The organism is Bacillus sp. FSL R9-9530 (assembly GCF_038008145.1).
GTDB lineage: Bacteria > Bacillota > Bacilli > Bacillales > Bacillaceae_G > Bacillus_A > Bacillus_A mycoides.
In genome coordinates this window covers 4376384-4401771 of sequence record NZ_JBBOYO010000001.1, presented here as the reverse complement: position 1 = coordinate 4401771, position 25388 = coordinate 4376384, and the positions used below count along the sequence as shown (strand labels likewise).

The following is a 25388-nucleotide window of genomic DNA, read 5'->3' as shown; positions in this document are numbered from 1 at the left end:
TGTTAAACTTTATTACTACCTTCAAAATAACATATGATATTGCGGCTATTATTCTCGTAATCCTTGCTGTGCTTTTCTTTTTGAAAGATAAGAAAGAGGGTTATACAGCATAACAAAAGACCTTTCATTTATTTGAAAGGTCTTTTCCTTATATTTCACTTTACCGCTCCATATAACTTCTCTACCTCATGTTCAATTTGTTTTACATCGATTCGCTCAAATAATGGCTGCACATTATCAATTCGGTTTGGCAACGTATTTTGAGGTTCCCAATTTACTTTAACACTCGATAATGTATTTCTAACTCTTTCACTTGAAAACGGTAAAAATGGTTCCAGCAGTTGTGCAAAGTTTGCTATTAGGTAAACACAATTATAAATTGTTTCCTCACATGAAACTGGGTCGTCTTCTCTTTGTTTCCAAGGCTGCTTTTCATCAAAGTATTTATTTGCAAAGCGCACTGCATCAAATATTGTTTCTAGTGCCACCTTAAATTTAGTTTGTTCAATCGCCTCTCCTACACTTTTATATAATCCTTCTACTTTATCTTTCAGCTCTACATCAATACTTCCCTTCGGTACAGTACCACCATAATATTTTTCAATAAACTTTAATGTCCGGTTCACAAAGTTCCCATATGCACCTAACAATTCACTATTATGACTGTAAATGAATTCACGCCATGAAAAATCAGTATCACGATTTTCTGGTGCGTTAACTGTTAAAAAGTAACGAATAGAATCTGGATTATAGCGTTCTAATATGTCAGGCACCCATACTGCCCAGTTTTTACTTGTCGATAATTTTCTTTTTTCAACTGTTAAATATTCATTCGAAACGATATGATGCGGGATTGCTTCTTCTCCTATTCCAAGTAATACCGCTGGCCAAATGATTGAATGAAACGGAATATTATCCTTACCATGTACATAATATGTTTTCGCTTCTTTATCCCAAAACTCTTGATCATCTTTCCCTGTTTCTTCAACCCAGTGTTTACTCGCCGAATAATATCCTGTCACTGCTTCAATCCATACGTAAATTTTCTTATCTTCATATCCTGCCACTGGAATTGGTACCCCAATTGGTAAATCACGTGACACTGCCCTATCTTGTAATCCTTCCTTTAAATATCTCTCTGTTAATTGAATTGCATTGTCGCGCCATGTTCCTTTCTGCTTTGCAATTTCTACGGCCTCTTTAATTTGCTGCTGAAATTTATGCAATGCAAAATAGAAATGCTCTGTTTCCTGTACTGATGGCGTACTACCACATAATTTACATTTCTTTTCTAACAAATCGAGTGGATCTAAAATAGCGGAACAAGCATCGCATTGATCGCCCCTTGCTGCTTCATGACAATGCGGACAAATACCTTCTACATATCGATCCGGTAAAAATTGCGTACACGTTTCGCAATAAGCTTGTTCAACTACTTTTTTATAAATATAACCTTCTTCTAATAGTCGCAAAAAGACTTTTTGAACAGTTTCATGATGATGCTCGCTATCTGTACGTGTATAGCAATCATAAGTAAAACCAAGGCTACGAAAACATCGCTCAAACTCTTCGTGATACTTATCAGCAATTTCTTTCACCGTCACACCTTCTTCCTTTGCTCTAATTGTAATCGGTGTTCCATTACAATCACTTCCTGAAACATACAACACATGCTCACCTTTTGCCCTGTAATAACGTGCTAAAATATCTCCTGGTAACAAACTAGCAATGTGTCCAAGGTGTAACGAACCATTTGCATACGGCCAAGCGCCTCCAATAAAAATACTCATCTTATATTCCTCCTTTAAAATATAAAAAGCCCCGCCCTTATCTTAAAAAAGATAAGGGCGGGGCTGTATAAACAGTCGCGGTACCACCTTATTTCGTCAGTCATTCGCATAACTAACCTTAACAAGTACGGAGCAATTCATGCTCGTATACTGTGGTTTTGATAACGAGTACCAACTCTCGTCGCCGCCTACTATTATCATTTGATAAGTTCAGGACGAAGCTCAAAGGCCATTGTTCAAATGAATATTCTTGCTTCTTCTCAGCTACCGAAGCTCTCTGGACAGAATGATTTCATTCTACTTTTCCTTTTCAACGCTTTTATGTATAAAACGTATTTTACGACTTAACAACAGAAAAATCAAACTTTTATTCAAAAAAACAGGAAATTCTACTCATTCAACGAATAACTATACGTTCACAAAAGGAGTGATAAAATTGAATCAAAAACAACTAAGTACTATTAATGAAAAAAGTTGGAACGCAGCTGCTTATGAAGCTTGGACAAATCGCCACGGGGCGCCAGAGGATTATGCGAAAAAGCTCATGGAAGATCCCGTGCGCGAGGTAAATCATTATTTACCTTACATACAATCTCCAAAAGGAAAGCGTATTATTAATTTACTCGGATCAAAAGGAAATAAAGCAGTTGCTCTTGCTCTTTTAGGAGCCGATGTAACAGTTGTAGACATTTCAGCAAGTAATGAAAAATACGCAACCGAACTAGCCGAAGCTGCTGGTGTCTCTATTCAATATATCATTTCCGATGTACTAGATTTAAATCTATCCCAATCATTTGATATCGTGTTACTGGAACTTGGCGTGCTCCATTACTTTTTAGACTTAAAGCCACTCTTTCATATAATCTCTCACTTACTAAAACAAGATGGGACCTTTATACTACGTGACTATCATCCCGTTTATACAAAATTATTAGGAGTAGATCATCCATCATTTCGAGCAAATGGAAATTATTTCGACGAGGAACTTATTGAAGATGACGTAGCTTATAGTACTCTCCTTACGGGATCACAGAAATACGCTTTACCGAGAACAAAAATTAGGCGCTGGACACTAGGAGAAATAATTACATCAATGGCAGAAACAAATTTCAAGGTTGAAAAATTGATTGAAGAACACGGATCTCATCAAAAGTGGGTTTTCCCTTCTACTGCACCAGAGGGAATTGAAGAGCGTATACCCGGTCTATATACATTAATTGCGACAACATGCAAAAAAGGATCCCTTCACGGATAGGATCCTTTTTTTGCATGCTTACGCATATAAGTTGAGGTTGGAGATTACCATAATTCTGTAGAATAGGACACAAGATATTTTAACATTCGTCTCTGACTTACGTCGTCAAAAAGGGGTATGACCAACATAACGAAGAGTAATGTTTAGTTGATAGTGATAATCGTTATCAACTAATTAGAAGTATACAGGATGTTATTTCAAATTACAATACCATTTCTGATTTTTATTTATGAATTTTTTGATATACAAATGTATACATTTTAAGAACATTTACTCACATTAATCTGCCATATTCCATTATCTGCTATAATTTTCATTGAACAGATTAATAACTTCTTAATTATGTTTTTATTAGTTTCGTTCTCAATATTTATAAATTGCAATAAATAGTTTTTTCAAAAAAAGGTAGGGGTAACAATGAAATATGTTAGCATTCGAAAAAAACTACTGTTCACACTCTTAAGCATTTCTTCCTTATTTAGCATTGCTCTTATTGTTATTCTTTCATTCGCGATGAATCAAGCAAGTGAAATCGAAACATTAAAGAATGATGTATCGAAAAGAGCAACGATTTTAAAAGAACGTGGCGATTGGTTCCAAGCGCAGGTCGCTGGTTTACAAGAATATTTACTATCACATGACCAAAAAGGATTGGATAAATTCAACCGGGAAGGAAAAAAACTAGCTGATACTAGGGAGAAAGTAACAAGTGATAAAAAACTCCCAGAAGGAATGAAAGAGGCCATTTTAATGGGAGCAAAATGGCGCAGCGTCGTAGATAATGAAGTCCTCCCTCTTGCACGGGAAGGAAAATGGGATGAAGCATCCAAAATTGCTCTTGCTCAAACAGATTATGTAAATGATCTTTTAAGTCGTTTTACTAAATATGCAAATGAAGAAAATGACAAACGGGACGTATTAATTGCTGACGTAGAGTCTTCTTCATCCCTTATTCAATATATTATTTTCTTCTCACTCATTACATGTACATTAACGTCTATTCTATTGGCATGGTGGTTCTCTGGTAAACTCGTTAAACCGATTCGACAAATTGATGCGAAGTTAAAAGAATTAGCTTCTCAAGATGGCGATTTAACCGCTAGATTACACGTAACGAGTAAAGATGAAATTGGTGACATCGCAAATTCCTTTAATCAAATGCTTGCTAACTTACAGCGTATAATAAAGCAAGTTCAACAAACATCAACAAGTGTAAAAGAAGCTTCTGAAAATGTGTTTATCGAAACAACTGCTTCTATGGAAAATACCGCAAAAACTAAAGAGACTATGAATGCTCTTGAGCACAATATTCGTTCACAAGTTTCTAGCATTGAAGAAAGTTCAACCGCAATGGATGATATGGCAACGAGTGTTCAGCGCATTGCACAAGCTGCCTCTTCTGCCGCTAGCCTAGCTGTTACAACTTCTGAAAAAGCAGATGATGGAAATAAAGTCATTGAAAAATCTATTACACAAATGCATACAATTAACGAAGCTGTTAACGCTACATCACAAGTGGTAGAGCGACTCATTACACATACGAATCATATTGATACTGCACTTCAATCTATTTCTAATATTGCCGAGCAGACGAATTTGCTCGCTTTAAATGCTTCTATTGAAGCGGCCCGTGCTGGTGAACACGGAAAAGGATTCGCTGTTGTTGCCGATGAAGTACGAAAACTTGCTGAACAATCTCAGCTAGCAGCAAATGACATTAACCATTTACTTCATCAAATTCAAGCGGACACAAAAATAGCAAATGACATGATGACACAAGGTCAGTCAGAAGCTTCTGAAGGAATTACAGTCATTCGTACCGCTGGATCTTCATTCTCAGAAATTGTTAATCACATTAACAATTTCTCTACACAAATACAAGAAATGTCTGCAACTGCTGAAGAAATGGCCGCAAGTTCTGAAGAAATGAATGCAGCTTTAAATAATATCGCTTCTATTTCAAATGAAGTTGCTGCCGAAACATCGAAAACAGCAACTTCAGCTGGTGACCAAGTAAACAAAATGAGTGTCGTTGCTAAAAAATCATCAGAAATGAAAACAATTGTGCAAGAACTTGAAGTGCTCGTTTCTCATTTCAAAACAAATAGTTAAAATGAAAATTTCATTTATACTTCTACGAACTCTAAATTGTTAGAAAGAGCGATTTAGAGTCTCTCTTTTTTCACGCTAAAATATCTCTTTCTATCTCCCATTCTGTCTGCTATAATTCCTAAAGGAAAGAAGAAAGCTTTATTCCAGATGGAGTAAAGCTTTCTTTCAATTTTTTACATTAATTAATTAATTCTAATACTAAGATTTTACAAGGAGGATTTTTATCATATGAATTTTATTAGCATTCGAAAAAAACTAATGTTCATGATGGGAATGATTTGCGCTTTATTCGGCATCGCCTTAGCTTTTATTTTATTCTTTACCATGGATCAGTCTCATAAAGCTGAAACATTACAAAAAGAAATTTCTCCTCTTGCAACAGAATTGAAAGAGCGCGGAGACGCTTATCAAGTACAACTTTCTGCTTTAAGAGGTTATTTACTACAACATGATCAAGTCGAATTAGACAAGTTTAATGAGATGAGTAAACGTCTTGAAGATACAAAAGGGCAACTTCTTTCTAACCCTAACACTTCTCAGTCCGTGAAAAGCACAATGGAATTAGGATCCACTTGGAGAAAGTTCATTGAAGAGAAAGTATTCACTCTTGCAAAAGAACAAAAATGGGAAGAAGCTTTACAAGTAGCTTCTACAGAGAATGGCACTGTTTATAAAGTAATCGGTGATTTCACAAATTACAGTAATGAACAAGCTAAATTACGTGAACAATCTATTGAAAAAATTGATCAATCTTCACTACGAATTGAATATGTTGTCTTCTTATCACTTGTTATTTGTATTGTAACTGCAATTATTCTTGCATGGTGGTTCTCTGGTAAGCTTGTAAAACCAATTCAACAAATTGATACTAAACTAAAAGAATTAGCCTCTCAAGAAGGCGACTTAACAGCCCGTCTACAAGTAAATAGCAATGATGAAATCGGTGCAATTGCATCATCGTTTAATAAAATGTTAGAAAACCTGCAACATATCATTAATCGTGTTCAAAAAACATCTGTAGAAGTACAAACAGCTTCTGAAAATATGCTAGAAAAGACTAATACATCACGCGAGGCAACAATAAGAGTTCAAAGCTCGATGTCCAACTTAAATTCAAGTATTCAATCGCAAACTTCTAGTATGGAAGAAAGCTCGACTGCGATGGATGATATGGCAATAAGTGTTCAGCGTATCGCTGAATCTGCTTCATCTGTAGCCGAACTTGCTGTAGCTACATCTGAACACGCTAACGACGGAAGTACTGTTATCCAAAAATCTGTTTCACAAATGACAACGATACATGAAGCTGTAAATGCTACATCAGAAGTAGTCGAACGTCTAATCACTCATACAAAATATATTGATACAGCTGTACAATCTATTTCTAATATCGCTGAACAAACAAATCTACTTGCTTTAAATGCTTCTATTGAAGCTGCTCGTGCCGGTGAACAAGGAAAAGGATTTGCTGTCGTAGCTGATGAAGTTCGTAAACTTGCTGAACAATCAAAAACAGCTGCAACAGATATTAACCAATTGCTGCACCAAATTCAAAATGATACTGAGACCGCTAGCTCTATGATGTCCCAAGGCCGCTCTGAAGCATTTGAAGGCATTACTGTCGTTCGTGAGGCTGGTACTTCTTTCACAACAATTGTTGAACAAATAAATAAAGTATCAACTCAAATGCAAGACATATCAGCAACTGCTGAAGAAATGGCTGCAAGCGCTGAAGAAATGAACGCTTCACTTAATAACATCGCTTCTATTTCAAATGAAGTATCTAGTGAAACAGCCGCAACGGCACAATCTGCTGAACAGAAAGTCATCGTGATGAATGAAATGACTCTCACTGCAAAACAAATGAAACAAACAGTTGAAGAATTAGATCAGCTTGTATCTCATTTTAAAACTGAATAGCTTTTCAAAAAAATATTCCTCTCAGGGAGGAATATTTTTTTGAGCTCATTTCCTGCACTTATCCCGCATATCCGTTATAATGAGAACCGATATCATTAATATTTAGGGGGTGCTACACATGTCACAACAAGCATTTGAAGAAAAGTTATATGCCAACTTAGAAGCTGTTATTGACCCTGAGCTAGGTGTTGATATTATCAATCTTGGATTAGTTTATGACGTTACAGCAGATGAAAATAATAATGCTGTCATTACAATGACAATGACTTCTATCGGTTGTCCAATGGCTGGCCAAATCGTATCAGACGTTAAAAAAGTATTATCAACGAACGTACCTGAAGTAAATGAAATAGAAGTAAACGTTGTATGGAATCCGCCATGGACGAAAGAACGTATGTCGCGTATGGCGAAAATCGCACTAGGTATTCGTGATTAAATAAGGAAAAGACCTGACAATCCAGTCAGGTCTTTTTTCTCTTATTATTTTACTCCTACAGCGTCATAAGCTTTCGTTACAGCTTGTACCTCTTTAGAGTTTTTACCGAATAAATCTTCTGCTGATTGAAGTGCAGCTTGGCGCATCATTTTGAAATCAGAGTTTGCAGTTAAATATTTTGTAAGAGCACGATAGTAAATTTTTTCTGTTGCTTCACGGCCCACTCCAGTTACTTTCACATTGTAATGCGTGCCGCCCTCAGAAACTAAATACGCCGCCTTATTGTTAATACTACTGTTAATATGAACGCCGCCATTATCAGCTGTTCCAGTATAACGTTTATTGTAGTGATCTGGGTAACCTTCACCTGGTTTTAATGGGTTTGGAATAGATGCTGGATCCTTTAGAGAACGAAGTGCATCACCAGGTTTACCAGGTGTATAAATATCAGCACCTAAATCCCAGCTCTTCTTCTCAACCATGACGCCCATAATATCAGATAACGATTCATTTAACGCTCCTGATTCATTTTTATATACAAGGTTTGCTGTATGTTCAGTTACAGCATGCGTTAATTCGTGGCCAATAACATCTAGCCCTGCTGATAATGGAATAAATGTCTTACCATCTCCATCACCATACATCATTTGCACACCGTTCCACGCTGCGTTATTCCAAGATTCACCTACGTGAACAGCAGAAATAAGTTTTGCACCTTTATCATCGAAAGAGTTACGGTTAAATGTCTTTTTATAATAATCATATACTTTTCCTGCATTCACATGCGCATCAACTGCCGCTTTATCTTCGAAGAACTTAGATTTACTTCCAATTTCTTCTCCTGTATATCCAAGAATTTGTGAGAATAAATTAAACCAGTCTTCGTTCATATTCTCTGCATCAAATGTATGGACACCTTGTCCTCGTGTACCATCAAATAAGTTGAACGCTCCTGTTTTCGTATCTTGAGCAATTTCAAATGATTGTCTAGCACCTAATACTCCGTAACCAAATCCAGTAATGTTATCTACAGCATTATATTTCTCAATAACATTTCCATTTGTTGCATCAACAAAGTAATGCCAATATCCTGGAGCTGGTTTCGAAACCGACGCTTTTACAAGATATGCAAGATAGTATTGACCATCTTTTTCATACACATATAAATCTTTTTTCACACCATCATAATTCTTTACTTTACCAATTTCTTTCTCAATATTAGCTTTTGCAATCGTTTCTGCTTGTTCCGCACTAATACTTGCAGATGCAGGAATATTTTTATCATCTAAACTCGGAATAACTTGTCCGAAAAATGCTTTTACATTGTTCTCTTTATCAAGCGTAACCGTTTGATCTGAACCATACACAGGAATGTTATTATGCTTCTCAACTAACTTCACATGTGTTGTACCAGACTCAGCATCTTTTTCTTCACCAACGATATTGAAATGTTTGTCAATATTTCCCGCTAGTTTAAACATATCCTTTTTACTCTCTAAATATTGAAAGACCGTCTCTTTTTTATCTAATCCTTCCGGCGCTTTCCATTCTTCACCTATGTAAGCTGGTGTTTTAAACTCTTGGTGATACTGGATTTTTTGCTCTTCTGCTTTCGTCGTAGTTGCTCCAAATGCCCCAAACCCACTTGCGATAACAGTTAATGCTAATGCTGATGAAATTACTTGCTTTTTCAATCTAACACTCCCCATTTCCCTAAAAGTTTTTAACACCTTTATAAATATTCTGAATAATCTTTCCAATACCTGCTCTCAAAAATTGAGAAAGTTTTTTCTGTTAATTTAACTCACACAAAAAAGGATATCGTTTTCGATATCCTCTTCCCTATAACTTTTCATCTCGCTATTCACATACTTAAAACCGCCATGGGTTAAAGTTTCACTTTATTCCATTTTCATTTCAATCGCTAAGTAGTGAGAGTTTTCTTTCGCTTGAATGTGAATATCTTCTTCTACAGCCTCCGCTGCATCACGCATTACGAGTGTTTCACCGTTTACAACGCTGCTACCTTCAATTTGTACAAGGTACAATTGACGTCCTTCTTTAACAGGAAAATGAATTTCTTTACCAGCTTCTAATGATAAAGAATATAAATTTGCATCTTGGTGAATATGAATTGGTGCATCTCCATCAGAAGGAGATACCATATGGAACCACTCATTTTCACGTTTACTCCAATCAAATTTAAACTCACCATAGTTTGGTTTATGACCGTCGCGGTCTGGTAAAATCCAAATTTGCAATAAACGTAATGTTTCACTTCCTAAGTTATGCTCACTGTGAAATACACCAGTACCTGCACTCATATATTGAACATGCCCACGCTCAATTGTCCCGCGGTTCCCCATACTATCTTCATGTGTTAATTCACCATCTATAACGTAAGAGATAATCTCCATATCACGGTGCGGATGCATATCAAAACCAGTTTGTGGCGCTATTAAATCATCATTCATAACACGTACTGCTCCAAAATTCATGTTGTTTGGATTATAATAATTTGCAAAGGAAAAATGAAAATGTGTATTTAACCAACCGTGATTTGCTCTTCCCATATTTTTATGATCAACTTTTCTAAACATATCCTTCACCTCATATTATCTCGAAATCGAGATAATTATTTTTAATTTTATCACTGCAACTTCTTCAGTAATTCTAATAATTGTTTTTGTTCTTCTCTATTTAACTTATCAAATTGCTCTGCTTGAAATGTTTCTTGCGGCGGGACTATTTCTTCATATAGAACCTTTCCCTTTTCTGTTAATGAAATATATTTCGTAGTACCTTCTTGTTCACGCTGAATCCAATCTAGTTGCTCCATCTTATTTAAAAGTTGAGTAACATTTCCTTTCGTAACAAACAACTTATTTCCAAGTTCTTGCTGCGTTAAACGATCGTTTCCTCCAATTTGAACTAATACATCAAACTGAGCGGCAGATACATTCCACTTTTTCAAATGCTGATTCGTCTCACGAATACTTCTATTATAAAAGCGTGATAAACGAAACCATAATAGTACTCCAAGTCTTTCCCCTGCTTTCATTCCATCACCTCGCTCATTTGATACTATTAGTTTAGAACTAAACTTATTAAAGGTCAACTACTTATTTTTAATTAGCAATAAATAAAAGCACAGTGATTTTTCTCCACTATGCTTCAGATTAAATTTCTATTTTTATATTCATCTAGCTTCCTCTCCGCGAAATGCCTCGCATCTTTCTCGATCCATCTTTCTTCGTATAGTTCATTTCCAACATATAGTACATCGTCCTTATGCTGCATCGCATGCCTGAATTCATGCAATAGCGTTTTGAGCACTTGCTCATACTCTTCCCACATACAAACGAAAATTAATTGTTTTTCTTTATGATAAAAACCACCTACTGGGAATAAAAACTCCTCTTCTTCTTCTCCTAATGATAAAAGTACATGATTCGCATCACACGTATCACAAAAAATAACTGGCGTTGCACTTACTTCAATAAGAGAAAACAAATCATTTCTTAACTTTTTGACATCCCAAGGAAGCTCCGAATCCAACACATACCAATTCTCAACTTGTTGATATACATTTTGAAACTGGAGTTCCATTTCTCAATAATCCCCTTCCTAAACTCCCTTTTCCTATATGTATGCCACAATATGTAAAATATTAAACATACACTTTCATCCTTTAAAAAATGACGATAAAAAAGAATCTATGTCAGCATAGATTCTTTTTCCGTAATCACTTTTTTTTCATCATTTTTTTTAATATAAAATAACCAATTGCACAAACAATAGCAGCAAGTGCAAAGTATTTCACATATGGCCCAGCTACTTTATTAATACTTTCCCACTCTGTTCCTAATTTAAAACCTAAATATACAAATACAATTGACCATGGAATAACAGCTAGTGTAGTTAGCGTAATAAACTTAGCATGTGACATTTTCGCAATACCCGCTGGTATGGAAATAGCATGACGCACAACAGGAATAAAACGCGCTGTAAAAATAACACCAGTTCCGTAACGATTAAACCACGCTTCAGCATAATCAATATGTTTCTTCTGAATCAAAATATATTTTCCATATCGCTCAAGAACAGGTCTTCCTCCGTATCGACCGATCCAATAAATGAATAGTTGTGCGATTACACCACCAATTGTACCGAACGCGACAGCCCCCAAAATGTAATGCTTCCTGTTGATACTAAATAACCTGCATAAGATAATACGATTTCACTTGGGATAACCTCTATCATTAATCCCAGCATAATTCCCCAATAACCAAGTCCTTCTAGAAAAACTAAAACTGAATGAATCAACTCTCCTAACATCATTTACCTCTCTTTACTGTTTTCATTGCAAAAAATAAAAGTACAAGCAGTAAATATCTTGTACTTTTATTTTTTCAAAATTTATCTAGTCTTCGTATCCCACTTAAAGATTTTATTTAAAAATTTATATACATTCTTTGACTCTTTCGTCAGAAGTGGACCTAAGATCGATAGTATAAGCACGTATAGTGCTGAGAATGGTTTCAGTACTGACATTAAACCACCGGCGATGCCGATATTAGCCATAATGATGGAGAATTCTCCTCTTGAAACGATTGTTAATCCAATATTTGTTGATGCTTTATGAGATAATCCAGCTTGTCTTCCTGCAATCATCCCTGCAACAAAGTTTCCGACGATTGTAAGAAGGACAGCACCTAACGTTAACCATATCGCCCCGCCTAATGAAAACGGATCGATACTTAATCCGAAACTGAAGAAGAAAATAGCTCCGAAGAAGTCTCTAAATGGAACAACAAGATGTTCAATTCGATCACTATGCTCTGTCTCAGAGAAAACTAACCCTAAAAGAAGTGCCCCGATTGCTTCTGCAACGTGAATTGTTTCTGAAAAACCTGCAATAAAGAACAACGAAGCAAATACTACAATAATGAAAATTTCATCTGAACTAATATTGAGCAATCTATTTAATAACGGCGTTGCTTTTCTAGCCACAATAAAGAATAGAAGCATATATCCTAAAGCAATTCCAATTGAAGTAAGGGCACCTAAGAAGGAAGCGTGATCCCCAAGAACTAAGCCAGAAACTACTGATAAATATACAGCAAGGAATATATCTTCAAACATAATAATTCCTAAAATTAATTCGGTTTCATTATTACCAGTTCTTCTTAAATCAACTAATACCTTTGCAACGATAGCACTAGAAGAAATCGTAATAATACCCGCAATAATTAAGATTTCGAGTAACGGGAATCCCATTATAAATCCGTATAATAATCCTAGTGAAAAGTTAATCAAAATATAGATTGTTCCGCCAATCGCGATAGAACGTCCAGATTTAATTAGTTTTTTCATCGAAAACTCTAATCCCAGATAGAAAAGAAGGAACAGAACACCAATCCTTCCAAGGAAGGATATCACACTTGCACTTTCAATAAATTTGAGATCGATAACACCTATTGTCGGCGCGTGCGGACCTACTAACATGCCAAGAACAATTAGAAAAGGAATTACTGAGAATTTAAACTTTCCAGCGATTACCGCCGCAATTGCTACTAAAACTAAAGCTGTACCAACTTCAAAAATTAAAGTATCCATCTAGTCAGTCCCCCTATTCGAAAGTAATTCATTAATAATCTTTTTAATTTCTTCTCTCTCACCAGAAACTACAAGCATATCTCCTTCTTCAATCGCCGTGTCTGGACCTGGATTAAATAGCTTTTTCATATTCTTTTTCATAACTGCAATTATCGTTACGCTATATGTTTTTCTTATTTCAAGGTCGCCAATTGTTTTTCCGATTGCCGGAGCTGCATTCTCCACTTTAAACCACTCAATTGCTAAACCTTCAAAGACCATCTCAACATTTTCTAATGCTCTAGGCTTATATACCATTCCACCTAATATTGCTGCAATTTGTCTCGCCTCTGAGTCACGCAATGAAATACTTGAGATGCTTTCTTCATGATCTGAATCAAAATGATACATTTCTCTACGCCCATCATCATGAATGACGATCACCATCTTTTCGTTACCTTTCGTAACGATTTGAAATTTATAACCAATACCCGGAAGTTCACTTTCTCTAATATTCATATTTAGCTCCTCCATAACTTCTTTATTTTAATTTTCTGTTTTTCTGTCTTTTGTTCATCCAATCAATTTTAGAAATTCTAACCATTCAGGATACCTATGACTTGGAAATCTTTTATTGTAATAATAAGTGGCTCCTAAAAAGATACTTAAAGATGTAATGATAAAAAATAAATTACTTCTTATTTTCAAACTCTTAAGACTTACTTTCAATAAAGATTCTTCTTTCAAATTATCCCCTCTTTTTCGCTTTAAATTTAGTTTTTTAAAATGTAAATAATTCTAAAAATATTACGATGTAACATAATCATAACATGAAATACATTTAAGTAACATGATTTTTTAGAAAAATTGATTCTAGTATATTTTTTGCATATAATTTTCTTATTACGAAAAAAAGGAAGTGTATTATATGGTTGATATCTTTAGCAGATTCCTTGAGGTAACGAATAATATTTTATGGTCATATATTCTTATTGCAATGTTAATCGGCTTCGGTCTTTATTTCTCTTTCAAATTAAAATTTGTCCAAATTACTCATTTCCGTGAGATGGTCAGTTTAATTAGTAAAGGATTTAATCGAAAAGAAAAAAAGAAAGATAGCATCTCTCCATTCCAAGCATTTTGCTTAAGTGCAGCAGCACGTATTGGTATCGGGAACTTAGCTGGTGTAGCATTAGCCATTTCAATGGGTGGACCTGGCGCAATATTTTGGATGTGGTTTATCGCTATCCTTGGAGCAGCTACTAGTTTTGTAGAATGTACGCTCGCGCAAATTTATAAAGTAAAAGATGGAAGCAGATTCCGTGGTGGACCAGCGTATTACATGGAAAAAGGGTTAAACAAACGCTGGATGGGTGTTTGGTTTTCACTTCTTATTACAGTTGCGTACGGATTAATTTTCAATTCTGTACAAGCAAACACGGTAACAATAGCATTTGAAAATGCTTTTGGACTAGAGCGAACGATCGTAGGAGCTCTATTAGCTTTATTAGTTGCAGTTATTATTTTTGGTGGTATCAAGAGCATTTCACGTATTACAGAAATGATTGTTCCTCCAATGGCAATCATTTATATCGGCGTAGCTGTTTTTGTCGTAATTAACAACTTCACTATGTTACCAAGCATTTTTACAGAAATATTTAACAGCGCATTTGGTTTAGACCAAGCTATCGCTGGTGGTATTGGAGCAGCAATCAAATTCGGAATTCAGCGCGGTTTATTCGCGACAGAAGCAGGTATGGGTAGCTCTCCTAATGCAGCAGCAACATCAGATGTATCTCACCCTGTAAAACAAGGACTTGTTCAAGCATTAGGTGTTTTCGTAGATACATTCTTAGTATGTACATCAACAGCGTTTATCGTATTATGTTCTGGACTTTACAAAGGATCGAATTTAGAAGGTATTGAATTAACACAACAAGCATTAAGTTCACAAATTGGACCATGGGCAAGCACTTTCTTAGCGATTATTATTTTCCTATTCGCTTTCAGTTCTTTACTAGGAAACTACTATTATGGTGAAACAAATATCGCATTCATTAAAGAAAGCAAAACATGGTTACTGATTTATCGTGTTGCAGTTGTCGGAATGGTGTTCTTCGGATCTATCGCTGCCCTTCAAACAGTTTGGAGTTTAGCTGATTTCTTTATGGGACTAATGGTATTCACAAACTTAATTGCCATCTCATTCCTTAGCAAGTTCGCCTACGCAGCATTAGTAGACTATATTAAACAAAAGAAACAAGGAAAAGATCCTGTCTTCGTTGCAAGTTCTATCCCTGGCTTAAAAAATACAGAGTGTTGGGATGGGCAAGATTTAGAAGAGAAGAAACAAGCTATTTAACAATAAAAATCCCTATTACTTCACAGTAATAGGGATTTTTTATTTACAACAGTTCATAATTTGTTCAAATTAATTCCAGCAAAAGGGTTGATTTATACAAATTACTAGATTATAATGATTATAAATTAGTAATTCATATAAAATAATAACTCAAGAGGAGATTGATCATAATGAATACACAAGTAATCGAAGCATTAAACAAACAAGTAGCAAACTGGAGCGTTTTATTTACAAAACTACACAACTTCCATTGGTACGTAAAAGGACCTCAATTCTTCACACTACATGAAAAATTTGAAGAGCTTTACACAGAATCAGCTACTCACATCGATGAAATCGCAGAACGCATTTTAGCAATTGGCGGCAAACCAGTAGCAACAATGAAAGAATACTTAGAACTATCTTCTATTCAAGAAGCAGCTTACGGAGAAACTGCAGAAGGGATGGTCGAAGCAATCATGAAAGACTACGAAATGATGCTAGTCGAACTAAAAAAAGGCATGGTAATCGCTCAAGAATCTGACGACGAAATGACATCTGACCTACTACTAGGCATCTACACAGAACTAGAAAAACACGCTTGGATGCTACGTGCATTCTTGAATCAATAATAGATTTTAAAGCGGAGGTGACTTGCTCAGAACAAGAGGGCATTGGAGCTCCTGACGAAGAGGCGCTTTTTGCCTCACAGGAAGGCGCGAAATGACCGACTGTTCTAGTCACCGGAGCTGGATAGATTTAAAGCGGAGGTGGCTCGTTCAGCTCTGACTGGCTAAGGTTCTTTCACATAGAAGGCGCTTTTTGCCTTCTTATGTGGAAGGTTCTTAGACACGAAGAGCTAGCCACCGGAGCTAGATACCACTTAAAGCAGAAGCGGCTCGCTCAGAATCGCAGGACATTGGAGCTCTCGACCTTGAAGCGCTTTTTGCTTCGAGCGAGAGAGCGAAATGACCGGAGATTCTAGCCGCTGGAGCTAGATACCACTTAAAGCAGAAGCGGCTCGTTCAGAGTCGCTTTTTTCTATTGATTGGTCGCACTTGATAATACATAAAATTATATCGATCGCAACTCACGATATATCAACGTTTCGACAAAGAATATCGCTTTACCAACAAATCACGACAATAATAGCACTCCCCTCCTCTACTTTTATCAATATATTACAATCTCTTTTATGTTAAAATATAGGTAACACCCTTTAGTAAAATAGATCCAAAAAAGCTTTTCCATATTCATCATTTACTACTTAAATGGCGGGAGTGGTTCAGTTGAAAGACTACTTAATTAGAGCATTTTTTGCGTTAATAACAGTTGGGATTCTCTTACTCATAGCTAATATTTTCAACATACGTGTCGAGGTTAAAGACTATGCTTTCCTCGTTGTTGTAGCTATTGGTGGCGGTTGGGGTGGCTGGTACCTGTATAAAAAACAAAGTAATCAAAATGATAAAGGCATTCCAAAATAATATGGAATGCCTTTTTTCTCTAATACATAATTAAGCTTAAACCACTAATAAAATCAGTCCCCAAAAACATCATACAACCCATATTCTATCGTAAATAAAAAGAATTCATTTTGAATATAGAAATAGTCCAAAATCTTGCATAACAGAGGTATGCCCCATTTGCCGCAACATTGTGGCTATATTCCCACGGTGATATGCTCCGTGGGTGACGACGTGTAGTATTGTTTCAGAAACCGTCGTATCCAGGAGCCCAGCATACGGATTATCAACCTCAAACACTTTTTCATAATCTTGTTGACTACTTAAATATTCTTTATATCGTTTAGATAATTCATAAAAACTAGTTTCCATTTCCTCAATATTTTTTGTTTCTAGCTGTTCTTTCAATTGGTCTGTGTGTACCATTGCATCACTCATACTTTTACCAGAAATAATCTCAAGCCAGGCTAAATCTGTGAGGTATATGTGAGACATTACTTTTGCCACCGAAGAAAAACCACTCTTAACTTCCTTATGGAAAATGTCTTGCGGTAGTTCTTTTAAGCGATTTAAAATAACTTCATTTGCCCATAAGTGGTAGTTATACATTTTTAATACAGAACGACCCATGCTCATTTCTCCTCCAAATTTCATTTTAATGATTAGATTATGATACATAGCTGCTTAAAAATTCCCAAAGGATTACATCTATAAAATTTATTCTGATTACGATTAAAAAAACCTCTATTAACTTCATAAAAAACATTCGCCATCTTCCACAATCTGACCCTTTAACGGAACAATTCTATGTCACTCAATAAATCCTTACTCACCGTTTATTCAGATGTTCTTTTTTAAGTCAGCAAAACATACCTCCATCTACTTCCCCTCTTCCAACGATTTCACATCTCGCTATCAATATATTTAACCAAATTAAAAACACATGTCTTTTTGCGATAAAAAGACATGTGTTTCCAAAATCCACTATAAAAATGTACTATGATAACTGCTTCCACTTTGTCCCCAAAACAGGACGCTCATAATTTTGTATTTCATGAATTAATTTATCTGCCGTCTCAGCTGAAACGATCAACTCTTTATTCGATGGGTTCATAAAGCCTTCTTCCGCTGCGCGATCAACCATTTGCAGAATTGGTCCGTAGAAGTCTTTAATATTTAATAAACCAACTGGCTTATCATGTATACCAATTTGTGACCAACATACAACTTCAAATAGCTCTTCAAATGTTCCGTATCCGCCTGGTAATGCAATGAAAGCATCCGCAAGCTCTGCCATTTTTGCTTTACGTTCGTGCATCGTTTCTACTTCAATTAATTCTGTTAATCCTGTATGAACGATTTCACCACGGAATAAACCACGCGGCATAACACCTGTTACACGTCCACCTAAACGAAGAACTTCGTTTGCTACTTCTCCCATTAATCCAACGCATGAACCGCCGTATACAAGCTCATAATCGTTCTCAACAAACATTTTCCCTAACTCTATTGCCTGCTCTTTAAATTCTGGTCTTCCCCCTAAATTTGAACCTGCAAACACACAAATCTTTCTCATTCCTACACCCCGAAGCTATATATTGTTATGATACAATGAGTATTGTACAACATATTGAAGGGATGAGGAAGAAATGGATATCGTCGCATTTCAAAGATGGGTGGAGGAATTTTACGAAAAACGAAGCTGGTCACAGTACAACTCCTTTATTCGCTTAAATTTCTTAACTGAGGAAGTTGGGGAAGTTTCACGCGTTGTTCGCGCAATTGAAATCGGTCGTGATCGCCCTGATGAACAAACGAAAACACAAGAAGAGCTAAAACAAGAACTAAAAGAAGAACTTGGTGATGTACTATCTAATCTTATTGTTCTTTCACAAAAATATGATTTGGATTTACAAGACATTATGGAAACACACGTCACAAAGCTTTCAAAAAGATTCGAAACATCTAAATGAGAACATTATCAATTGTGATATAATGTTCTTGTCAAAATAATAAGGGGGATTTTATGTTATCTAAAAAATTGCACGACGCACTAAATGAACAAATGAATTTTGAATTTTACTCTGCCCACGCTTATATGGCAATGGCTGCTTACTGTACAGCGGAAAGCTACGATGGATTCGCTAACTTTTTCCTTGTACAAGCTGAAGAAGAGCGTTTCCACGCAATGAAGCTTTACAACTACATTAATGACCGCGGCGAGCGCGCTATTATTACTGGATTTGATCATCCTAATAACGAATATGATTCTGTATTGAATGCTTTTGAAGTAGCACTTGAGCACGAGCGTGAAGTAACGAAGCGCATTTATCACTTATCTGATATCGCTTGGGATGAGCGTGAACACGCAACAATTACCTTCTTAAAATGGTTCGTTGACGAGCAAGTAGAAGAAGAAGCTTCATTTGATAGCATCATCCAAAAATTAAAACGTATTACAAGCGATTCAAACGCATTATTTATGCTAGATGCTGAATTAGAGAAACGTACATTTACGCCTCCAGCTGAGTAGTATTCCAATCACCTTAATGAATGTATTAAGGTGATTTTTTATTTTCTCTTTAGCTTAAAATCACCTTAAATTTCCTCATATTTGACATAGTGCCAACTATAAAATGGTATTATTTTCAATATAAAATGATATAAAAGGAGAGAAAAAATGAATCAACGTGTAGAAGTTGTTGATGCAATGCGTGGTTTTGCTTTATTTGGTATTTTACTTGTTAATATAACATTAATTCAATTCGGGTTCTTCGCTAATGAAAAACCATCCTATATATTTGGCGGACTCGATAAAGGTGCTAATTGGTTTATTCAATTTTTTGGCACACAAAATTTCATTTCTTTATTCTCTTTTTTATTTGGTCTTAGCATTATTTTGTTACAAAAAAGCATTGTCGCAAAAGGAAAAAAGTTTTCCCCTACATATTTACGTCGTATTCTTATTCTTTTACTACTAGGTTTTATTCACGGCGTGCTCATTTGGTCAGGGGATATTTTATTCTCATATGGCCTCATCGGGATTTTCTTACTGATGTTTATAAACAGAAAGCCAAAAACATTATTAATTTGGGCAACTATTCTACTCGCACTCCTTACACTTATGACTTATTCAACTGACCCAAATACAAATGTTACTGATTTTGCTCCTTATATTGAAAAAGAACATAAAGTTCATGAGACTGGAAGCTATATGGATCATGTCAACTTTAGGTTAACTGAAAATCCTTTCGAATATATAGGCATTGACGGTTTCTTCGGATTAACCTTTATAACACTTTTCACACTCATTTTCCTATCTCCACTCTTCTTAATCGGTATGTACGTAGGAAAAAAAGGATGGTTATTTGAGATTGATAAGCATATCTCTGCTGTCAAAAAGGTCTGGATTCTTACTGGTATTTTCTCTTTTACAATCAAAACTTCAGCTATGTTCGTTAAACATCCTATTTTACTTATGTTACAAGACGGCCTTACACCAGTAACCATGACCTTCTTTTACGGAAGCACAATTATTTTATTATTCCATTACAAAAAAGCAACCCGTCTACTAACATATATGGCCAATATGGGAAAAATGTCGGTTAGTAATTACTTAGCCCAGTCTATTATCACAACAACAATTTTTTACGCATACGGCTTTGGCTTATTCGGTAAAATAGGATATTTCTTCGGTATTCTTTTAACGATTGGAATCTATACAATTCAATTATTTGTTAGCACATGTTGGCTGCGAAAATATCGAATGGGTCCTGTTGAGTATATATGGAGGCTTGGAACTTATTTGGAGAAACCACAATTTAAAAGAGACTTAGATAGAGCAAGTTAAATAAAAAAGCAATGAGCCTACGCTCATTGCTTTTCTTAATTTATTAAAGCATAACCCCAACGATAATCGCTGATAATATACTTACTAACGTTGCACCGTATACAAGTTTTAATCCGAATGAAGATACAACGTTTGCTTGTTTGCCATCGATACTCTTCGTTGCACCTGCGATAATTCCGATTGATGAGAAATTCGCAAATGATACAAGGAAGATAGATAAAATACCTACTGTACGAGCTGATAAATCACCAGCTACTTTTCCAAGGTCAAGCATTGCAACGAATTCGTTCGTTACTAATTTCGTTGCCATAATTTGTCCTGCCGTTAGCATCTCTGATGTTGGAATACCCATTACGAATGCTAATGGTGAGAAAACATATCCTAAAATGCTTTGGAATGTGATTCCGAAAATTGAATCGAATACACCGTTAATTGCTGTAATTAATGCTACGAAACCGATTAACATTGCCGCTACTGTTACAGCGATAGAGAAACCAAGCATAATATATTCGCCTAACATTTCAAAGAATGTTTGTTTTTTATCTTCTTGTAATTCTAAAATGTCGTCTTCTTCTTTTACGTCATACGGATTAATAATATGAATGATAATAAATCCACTAAATAAGTTTAGTACAAGTGCTGTTACTACATATTTTGGATCAATCATCTTCATATAAGAACCAACGATTGACATCGAAACTGTTGACATTGATGATGCACAAAGTGTGTATAAACGATTTTTCGGTAATTTGCTTAATTGATCTTTTACTGTAATAAATACTTCACCTTGGCCGACAATTGCCGCTGCTACTGCATTATATGATTCAAGTTTTCCTAAACCGTTAATTTTACTTAATACGAAACCGACTGCACGAATGATAATCGGTAAAACTTTAATATGTTGTAAGATTCCAATTAGTACTGCTAAGAAAATAATTGGTAATAATACCGTTAAGAAGAATGGTGCTTGTCCATCATTTGCTAGACCACCAAATACGAAATTAACCCCTGCTTCCGCAAATTTTAAAATAGCGCCAAATCCATCTGCAATCCCTTTTACTAATACAAATCCGACCTTTGTATTTAGTAAGAAATACGCAAGTACCAATTGAATGACAAGCATAAGTGCAATTGGTTTATATTTAATTTTCTTACGATCTGAACTGATAAGGAACCCTAGTACAAATACTACAAGTAAACCGACTAGAAACATTACGATTTTCATATGTGAATCCTCCACTTCTCCCACGAGTTATCGGTCGTATAACGAATGACGTCTGACCATTGATGTTAAAAAAATTTAAAATCCCTAAATATTATTCAACTGTTTTCTAAAATCAGTAAGCGTTTACATAAATTGCAATTTATAAAAGGTAGCTTCTTCTCTCCTACCATACTTGAAAGTCTGAAATTGATACCACCTACAAATCAAATTGTAAGCGTTATCTAATCGAAATGCAATATAAATTTTAAAAGATTTTTATATGTTAATATATTCCTAACTAATTGGTTTTTTCATGCAAATTTACCATAAAAAATAGCCCTAGCTATAAGCTAGGGCCATCTTTGTTTATAACATAACACCAACGATAATCGCGGATAAAAGACTTACTAATGTCGCACCGTATACAAGTCGTAATCCGAATGATGAAACAACGTTTGATTGGTTTTCATCGATCCCTTTCGTTGCACCTGCAATAATTCCGATAGATGAGAAGTTCGCGAATGATACAAGGAATACAGAAAGAATACCAACTGTACGAGCTGATAAATCACCAGCTACTTTTCCTAGATCAAGCATCGCAACAAACTCATTTGATACTAATTTTGTTGCCATAATTTGTCCCGCTGTTACCATTTCTGCTTGCGGGATACCCATTACGAATGCTAATGGAGAGAAAATATATCCTAAAATAGCTTGGAATGTAATACCGAACACTGAATCAAACAAGCTATTGATTGCTGTAATTAATGCTACGAAACCAAGTAACATTGCTGCTACCGTAATCGCAATCGTGAAACCAAGCATAATATATTCGCTTAACATTTCAAAGAATGACTGTTTTTTCTTATTTTCTAACTTCAGTGTATCTTCTTCTTCTGTAATATCGTACGGGTTAATAATATGAATGATAATGAAACCACTAAATAAATTTAATACAAGTGCTGTTACTACATATTTTGGTTCAATCATTTTCATATAAGAACCAACGATCGACATCGATACTGTCGACATGGAAGATGCACATAGTGTATATAAACGATGTTTTGGGATTTTACTTAATTGATCTTTTACTGTAATAAATACTTCTGCTTGCCCAACAATTGCGGCCGCTACTGCATTATATGATTCTAATTTTCCTAAACCATTTACTTTACTTAGCATAGTACCAATAGCACGAATAAATATCGGTAAAATTTTAAAGTGTTGCAGAATTCCGATTAACACTGCAAAGAATACGATTGGTAATAAAGCTGTTAAGAAGAATGAAACCTCTCTTTTATTAACAAGGCCACCAAATACGAAAACGATTCCAGATTCCGCGTATCCAAGAAGCGCTCCAAATCCATCTGAAATTCCTTTTACTAAAATATAACCAATTGGCGTATTTAATAAGAAATACGTTAACGCTAGCTGAATAACAAGCATAATTGCGATTGGTTTATACTTGATCTTCTTACGATCAGAACTTATAAGAAAGCCGAGTACGAATACAACTAGTAGTCCTACAAGAAACATAACAAACTTCATTAATAAAATCCTCCATTTAACTCTTCATTAACGTTGAACGTCTGACTACTCAAAACAAGGAATAATCCGAACTTTCCATTTCTCCTCCAAAACCTTCAATCGGATATGAAAAACCATAAAATCTCTTGTCTCAAAGCCATTTTCCATTCTAACACAAATTATAACTCACATCCGCACTTTTCTTAAAAAAATACATTTTATTATAAAATACTCATTAATGTTCGTATTTTCCCTCTTCCTTTAGTTTATCACCATAAAAAAAAACGAGCATCAAATTTCTCTGATGCTCGTTCCTTTTTATTATACAGCTTTTTCTTTATCTGCTACTGCTGGCTTGTCCCAGCACTCTGTATTGTTTAAACCAGGAATAGACTCCGCATAAAAGACTGGATCTTTTCCTTGTTTCTTTTGTTTTACGTAATCTGATAATGCCGCGAAAGCATACTTAGAAAGGAATACAATCGCCACTAAGTTAATAATAGCCATGATACCCATGAATAAATCTGCTAAGTCCCAAACAATTTGAATTGTTGCTACAGAACCTAACATAACCATACCAAGTACCGCGATTCGATAAACATTTAGTAAAACTTTACTTCCATTTAAAAACTCAATATTTGTTTCACCATAGTAGTAGTTACCTACTAATGAACTAAATGCAAACAAGAAGATTGCAACTGCTACAAATATAGAAGCCCACGGTCCGATATGTTGACTTAATGCTTGTTGCGTTAATTGAATTCCGTTTAAATCAGCCGCTCCAGGCACATCTGATAATAAAATGATAAATGCTGTACAACTACAAATTAATAATGTATCTGTAAATACCCCTAAAGTTTGAATGAAACCTTGTTTAACTGGGTGCGTTACGTTTGCAGTCGCAGCTGCGTTTGGCGCACTACCCATACCTGCTTCATTTGAGAATAATCCACGTTTTACCCCTAGTAAAATCGCAGCTCCTAATCCCCCGCCCACTACTTCTTTAATTCCGAAAGCATGTAAGAAAATTTCTTTAAATACATATGGAATTGCCGTAATGTTTGTTACAACAACGAATAATGCCACTGCTACATATATAATTGCCATTACTGGAACAATCATTTCAACCGCACGTGCAATACGTTTTACTCCGCCGAAGATAATGATTGCAAGTAAACCAGCCATAAACAGACCTACAAACTTACCATCTGTGTTAAATGCTCCATCAAAAGCCGCCGCTACTGTGTTTGACTGCACGGCGTTGAAAATTAATCCGAAACTAACTGTTATTAGAACAGAGAAGACAACTCCTAGCCAGCGTTTCTTTAAACCCTTTTCCATATAATACGCTGGACCACCACGGAACGCATTCCCATCTTTTACTTTATAAATTTGCGCTAATGTGCTCTCTACAAATGCAGAAGCACCCCCAATTACCGCGATTAACCACATCCAAAATACCGCTCCTGGTCCACCTGCTGAGATTGCGATAGCTACACCAGCTAAGTTACCAGTACCTACACGAGATGCTGTACTCATACAAAATGCTTGGAATGACGATACACCACTTTTTTCTTTTTGCGCTTTTCTTGTTTTTGAACTCGCTCCATCCCCAAGTAAACGAATCATTTCTCCAAAGTAACGTATTTGAACAAACTTTACTCGGAAAGAAAAATAAAGCCCAAGTCCAATTAGCATTGCAATAATAATATATGACCAAAGAACATTATTTATATCCCCAATAACACTAGTTAAAAAATCCATCATTGCGTTCCCCCTCTTCATAACACTAAGAAGATTATATTCTAAAAACTTTTAACAATCAAGAATTTTCGACAAAGAATGTAAGGTTTTGTGACATGAAAATGTTAACAATTATAACATCCGTG

The 25388-nt window shown here is 35.5% G+C and carries 22 protein-coding genes, 1 pseudogene and 1 other annotated feature; of the genes and pseudogenes, 10 read left to right on the top strand and 13 right to left on the bottom strand.

Translation table 11 applies throughout. The features are described 5' to 3' along the window. Positions 1 to 155: 155 nt before the first annotated feature. Positions 156 to 1790, bottom strand: coding sequence for a methionine--tRNA ligase (gene metG, locus MKX66_RS22040; RefSeq protein WP_215590361.1), 1635 nt, complete (start codon positions 1788 to 1790; stop codon positions 156 to 158). Positions 1791 to 1840: 50 nt separating this feature from the next. After that, positions 1841 to 2113, bottom strand: a binding site (T-box leader). Between the two features lie 113 nt (positions 2114 to 2226). On the opposite strand from metG, the gene MKX66_RS22035 reads away from it, so the two are divergent. The 4 genes from MKX66_RS22035 to MKX66_RS22020 all read left to right on the top strand — a co-directional run bounded on the left by MKX66_RS22035 (position 2227) and on the right by MKX66_RS22020 (position 7513). Then, complete coding sequence (locus MKX66_RS22035) at positions 2227 to 3045, top strand: class I SAM-dependent methyltransferase (protein WP_088040388.1); 819 nt, start codon at positions 2227 to 2229, stop codon at positions 3043 to 3045. A gap of 417 nt (positions 3046 to 3462) precedes the next feature. Beyond that, the gene (locus tag MKX66_RS22030; RefSeq protein ID WP_002129822.1) at positions 3463 to 5157 is read left to right on the top strand and encodes a methyl-accepting chemotaxis protein; all 1695 of its coding nucleotides are present in this window, start codon (positions 3463 to 3465) and stop codon (positions 5155 to 5157) included. 228 nt (positions 5158 to 5385) lie between these two features. Continuing rightward, positions 5386 to 7077 (top strand): methyl-accepting chemotaxis protein, encoded by a 1692-nt coding sequence (locus MKX66_RS22025; protein ID WP_215590365.1) that lies wholly within the window; start codon positions 5386 to 5388, stop codon positions 7075 to 7077. A gap of 118 nt (positions 7078 to 7195) precedes the next feature. Next, entirely contained in the window at positions 7196 to 7513 is a 318-nt protein-coding gene (locus MKX66_RS22020; protein ID WP_000082522.1) for a metal-sulfur cluster assembly factor, read from the top strand. Positions 7514 to 7557: 44 nt separating this feature from the next. Here the strand turns inward: MKX66_RS22020 and MKX66_RS22015 are convergent, their stop codons facing one another. The 7 genes and pseudogenes from MKX66_RS22015 to MKX66_RS21985 form a co-directional block, all read right to left on the bottom strand. Beyond that, entirely contained in the window at positions 7558 to 9207 is a 1650-nt protein-coding gene (locus MKX66_RS22015) for a M4 family metallopeptidase (protein WP_133059872.1), read from the bottom strand. A gap of 207 nt (positions 9208 to 9414) precedes the next feature. After that, complete coding sequence (locus tag MKX66_RS22010) at positions 9415 to 10113, bottom strand: pirin family protein (RefSeq protein ID WP_002191122.1); 699 nt, start codon at positions 10111 to 10113, stop codon at positions 9415 to 9417. A gap of 50 nt (positions 10114 to 10163) precedes the next feature. Next, positions 10164 to 10574 (bottom strand): MarR family winged helix-turn-helix transcriptional regulator, encoded by a 411-nt coding sequence (locus MKX66_RS22005; protein ID WP_002129828.1) that lies wholly within the window; start codon positions 10572 to 10574, stop codon positions 10164 to 10166. Between the two features lie 113 nt (positions 10575 to 10687). Beyond that, entirely contained in the window at positions 10688 to 11122 is a 435-nt protein-coding gene (locus tag MKX66_RS22000) for a DUF3920 family protein (RefSeq protein ID WP_002015986.1), read from the bottom strand. Between the two features lie 136 nt (positions 11123 to 11258). Further along, positions 11259 to 11851: pseudogene (locus tag MKX66_RS21995) on the bottom strand (DedA family protein). A gap of 81 nt (positions 11852 to 11932) precedes the next feature. Beyond that, positions 11933 to 13132, bottom strand: coding sequence for a cation:proton antiporter (locus MKX66_RS21990; RefSeq protein WP_000380227.1), 1200 nt, complete (start codon positions 13130 to 13132; stop codon positions 11933 to 11935). Then, on the bottom strand, positions 13133 to 13630 hold the full coding sequence (locus tag MKX66_RS21985; protein ID WP_193662838.1) for a cation:proton antiporter regulatory subunit: 498 nt from the start codon (positions 13628 to 13630) through the stop codon (positions 13133 to 13135). It lies immediately after the preceding gene. Between the two features lie 409 nt (positions 13631 to 14039). Here MKX66_RS21985 and MKX66_RS21980 point away from each other — a divergent pair, with 409 nt between their 5' ends. The 3 genes from MKX66_RS21980 (at position 14040) to MKX66_RS21970 (ending at position 16939) form a co-directional block, all read left to right on the top strand. Continuing rightward, a complete protein-coding gene (locus tag MKX66_RS21980; RefSeq protein ID WP_002191124.1) occupies positions 14040 to 15473 on the top strand; it encodes an alanine/glycine:cation symporter family protein in 1434 nt (477 codons plus the stop codon). Positions 15474 to 15643: 170 nt separating this feature from the next. Further along, positions 15644 to 16084, top strand: coding sequence for a Dps family protein (locus MKX66_RS21975; protein ID WP_002015990.1), 441 nt, complete (start codon positions 15644 to 15646; stop codon positions 16082 to 16084). A 657-nt stretch (positions 16085 to 16741) separates the two neighbouring features. Then, entirely contained in the window at positions 16742 to 16939 is a 198-nt protein-coding gene (locus tag MKX66_RS21970) for a hypothetical protein (RefSeq protein WP_000656312.1), read from the top strand. 105 nt (positions 16940 to 17044) lie between these two features. Here MKX66_RS21970 and MKX66_RS21965 read toward each other — a convergent pair whose 3' ends face one another. Both MKX66_RS21965 and MKX66_RS21960 read right to left on the bottom strand, forming a co-directional pair. Continuing rightward, on the bottom strand, positions 17045 to 17548 hold the full coding sequence (locus tag MKX66_RS21965; RefSeq protein ID WP_044439270.1) for a DinB family protein: 504 nt from the start codon (positions 17546 to 17548) through the stop codon (positions 17045 to 17047). A gap of 367 nt (positions 17549 to 17915) precedes the next feature. Then, positions 17916 to 18494 carry an LOG family protein gene (locus tag MKX66_RS21960; RefSeq protein ID WP_012261956.1) on the bottom strand — a complete coding sequence of 193 codons (579 nt, stop codon included), beginning with the start codon at positions 18492 to 18494 and terminating at the stop codon, positions 17916 to 17918. A gap of 73 nt (positions 18495 to 18567) precedes the next feature. Between MKX66_RS21960 and MKX66_RS21955 the strand changes: the two genes are divergently transcribed. From MKX66_RS21955 to MKX66_RS21945, 3 genes are all read left to right on the top strand, one after another. Continuing rightward, positions 18568 to 18891 carry a MazG nucleotide pyrophosphohydrolase domain-containing protein gene (locus tag MKX66_RS21955; protein ID WP_002089472.1) on the top strand — a complete coding sequence of 108 codons (324 nt, stop codon included), beginning with the start codon at positions 18568 to 18570 and terminating at the stop codon, positions 18889 to 18891. A gap of 53 nt (positions 18892 to 18944) precedes the next feature. Then, entirely contained in the window at positions 18945 to 19451 is a 507-nt protein-coding gene (locus MKX66_RS21950) for a ferritin (protein WP_002034655.1), read from the top strand. Positions 19452 to 19598: 147 nt separating this feature from the next. Beyond that, positions 19599 to 20768 carry a DUF418 domain-containing protein gene (locus MKX66_RS21945; RefSeq protein WP_341087133.1) on the top strand — a complete coding sequence of 390 codons (1170 nt, stop codon included), beginning with the start codon at positions 19599 to 19601 and terminating at the stop codon, positions 20766 to 20768. A 43-nt stretch (positions 20769 to 20811) separates the two neighbouring features. Here the strand turns inward: MKX66_RS21945 and MKX66_RS21940 are convergent, their stop codons facing one another. The 3 genes from MKX66_RS21940 to MKX66_RS21930 all read right to left on the bottom strand — a co-directional run bounded on the left by MKX66_RS21940 (position 20812) and on the right by MKX66_RS21930 (position 25263). After that, entirely contained in the window at positions 20812 to 21993 is a 1182-nt protein-coding gene (locus tag MKX66_RS21940) for a NupC/NupG family nucleoside CNT transporter (protein ID WP_061690049.1), read from the bottom strand. A 345-nt stretch (positions 21994 to 22338) separates the two neighbouring features. Next, a complete protein-coding gene (locus tag MKX66_RS21935) occupies positions 22339 to 23520 on the bottom strand; it encodes a NupC/NupG family nucleoside CNT transporter (RefSeq protein ID WP_341087132.1) in 1182 nt (393 codons plus the stop codon). Positions 23521 to 23820: 300 nt separating this feature from the next. Further along, positions 23821 to 25263: an alanine/glycine:cation symporter family protein gene (locus MKX66_RS21930; protein ID WP_033708503.1), complete on the bottom strand. Its 1443-nt coding sequence runs from the start codon at positions 25261 to 25263 to the stop codon at positions 23821 to 23823. Between the last annotated feature and the right edge of the window lie 125 nt (positions 25264 to 25388).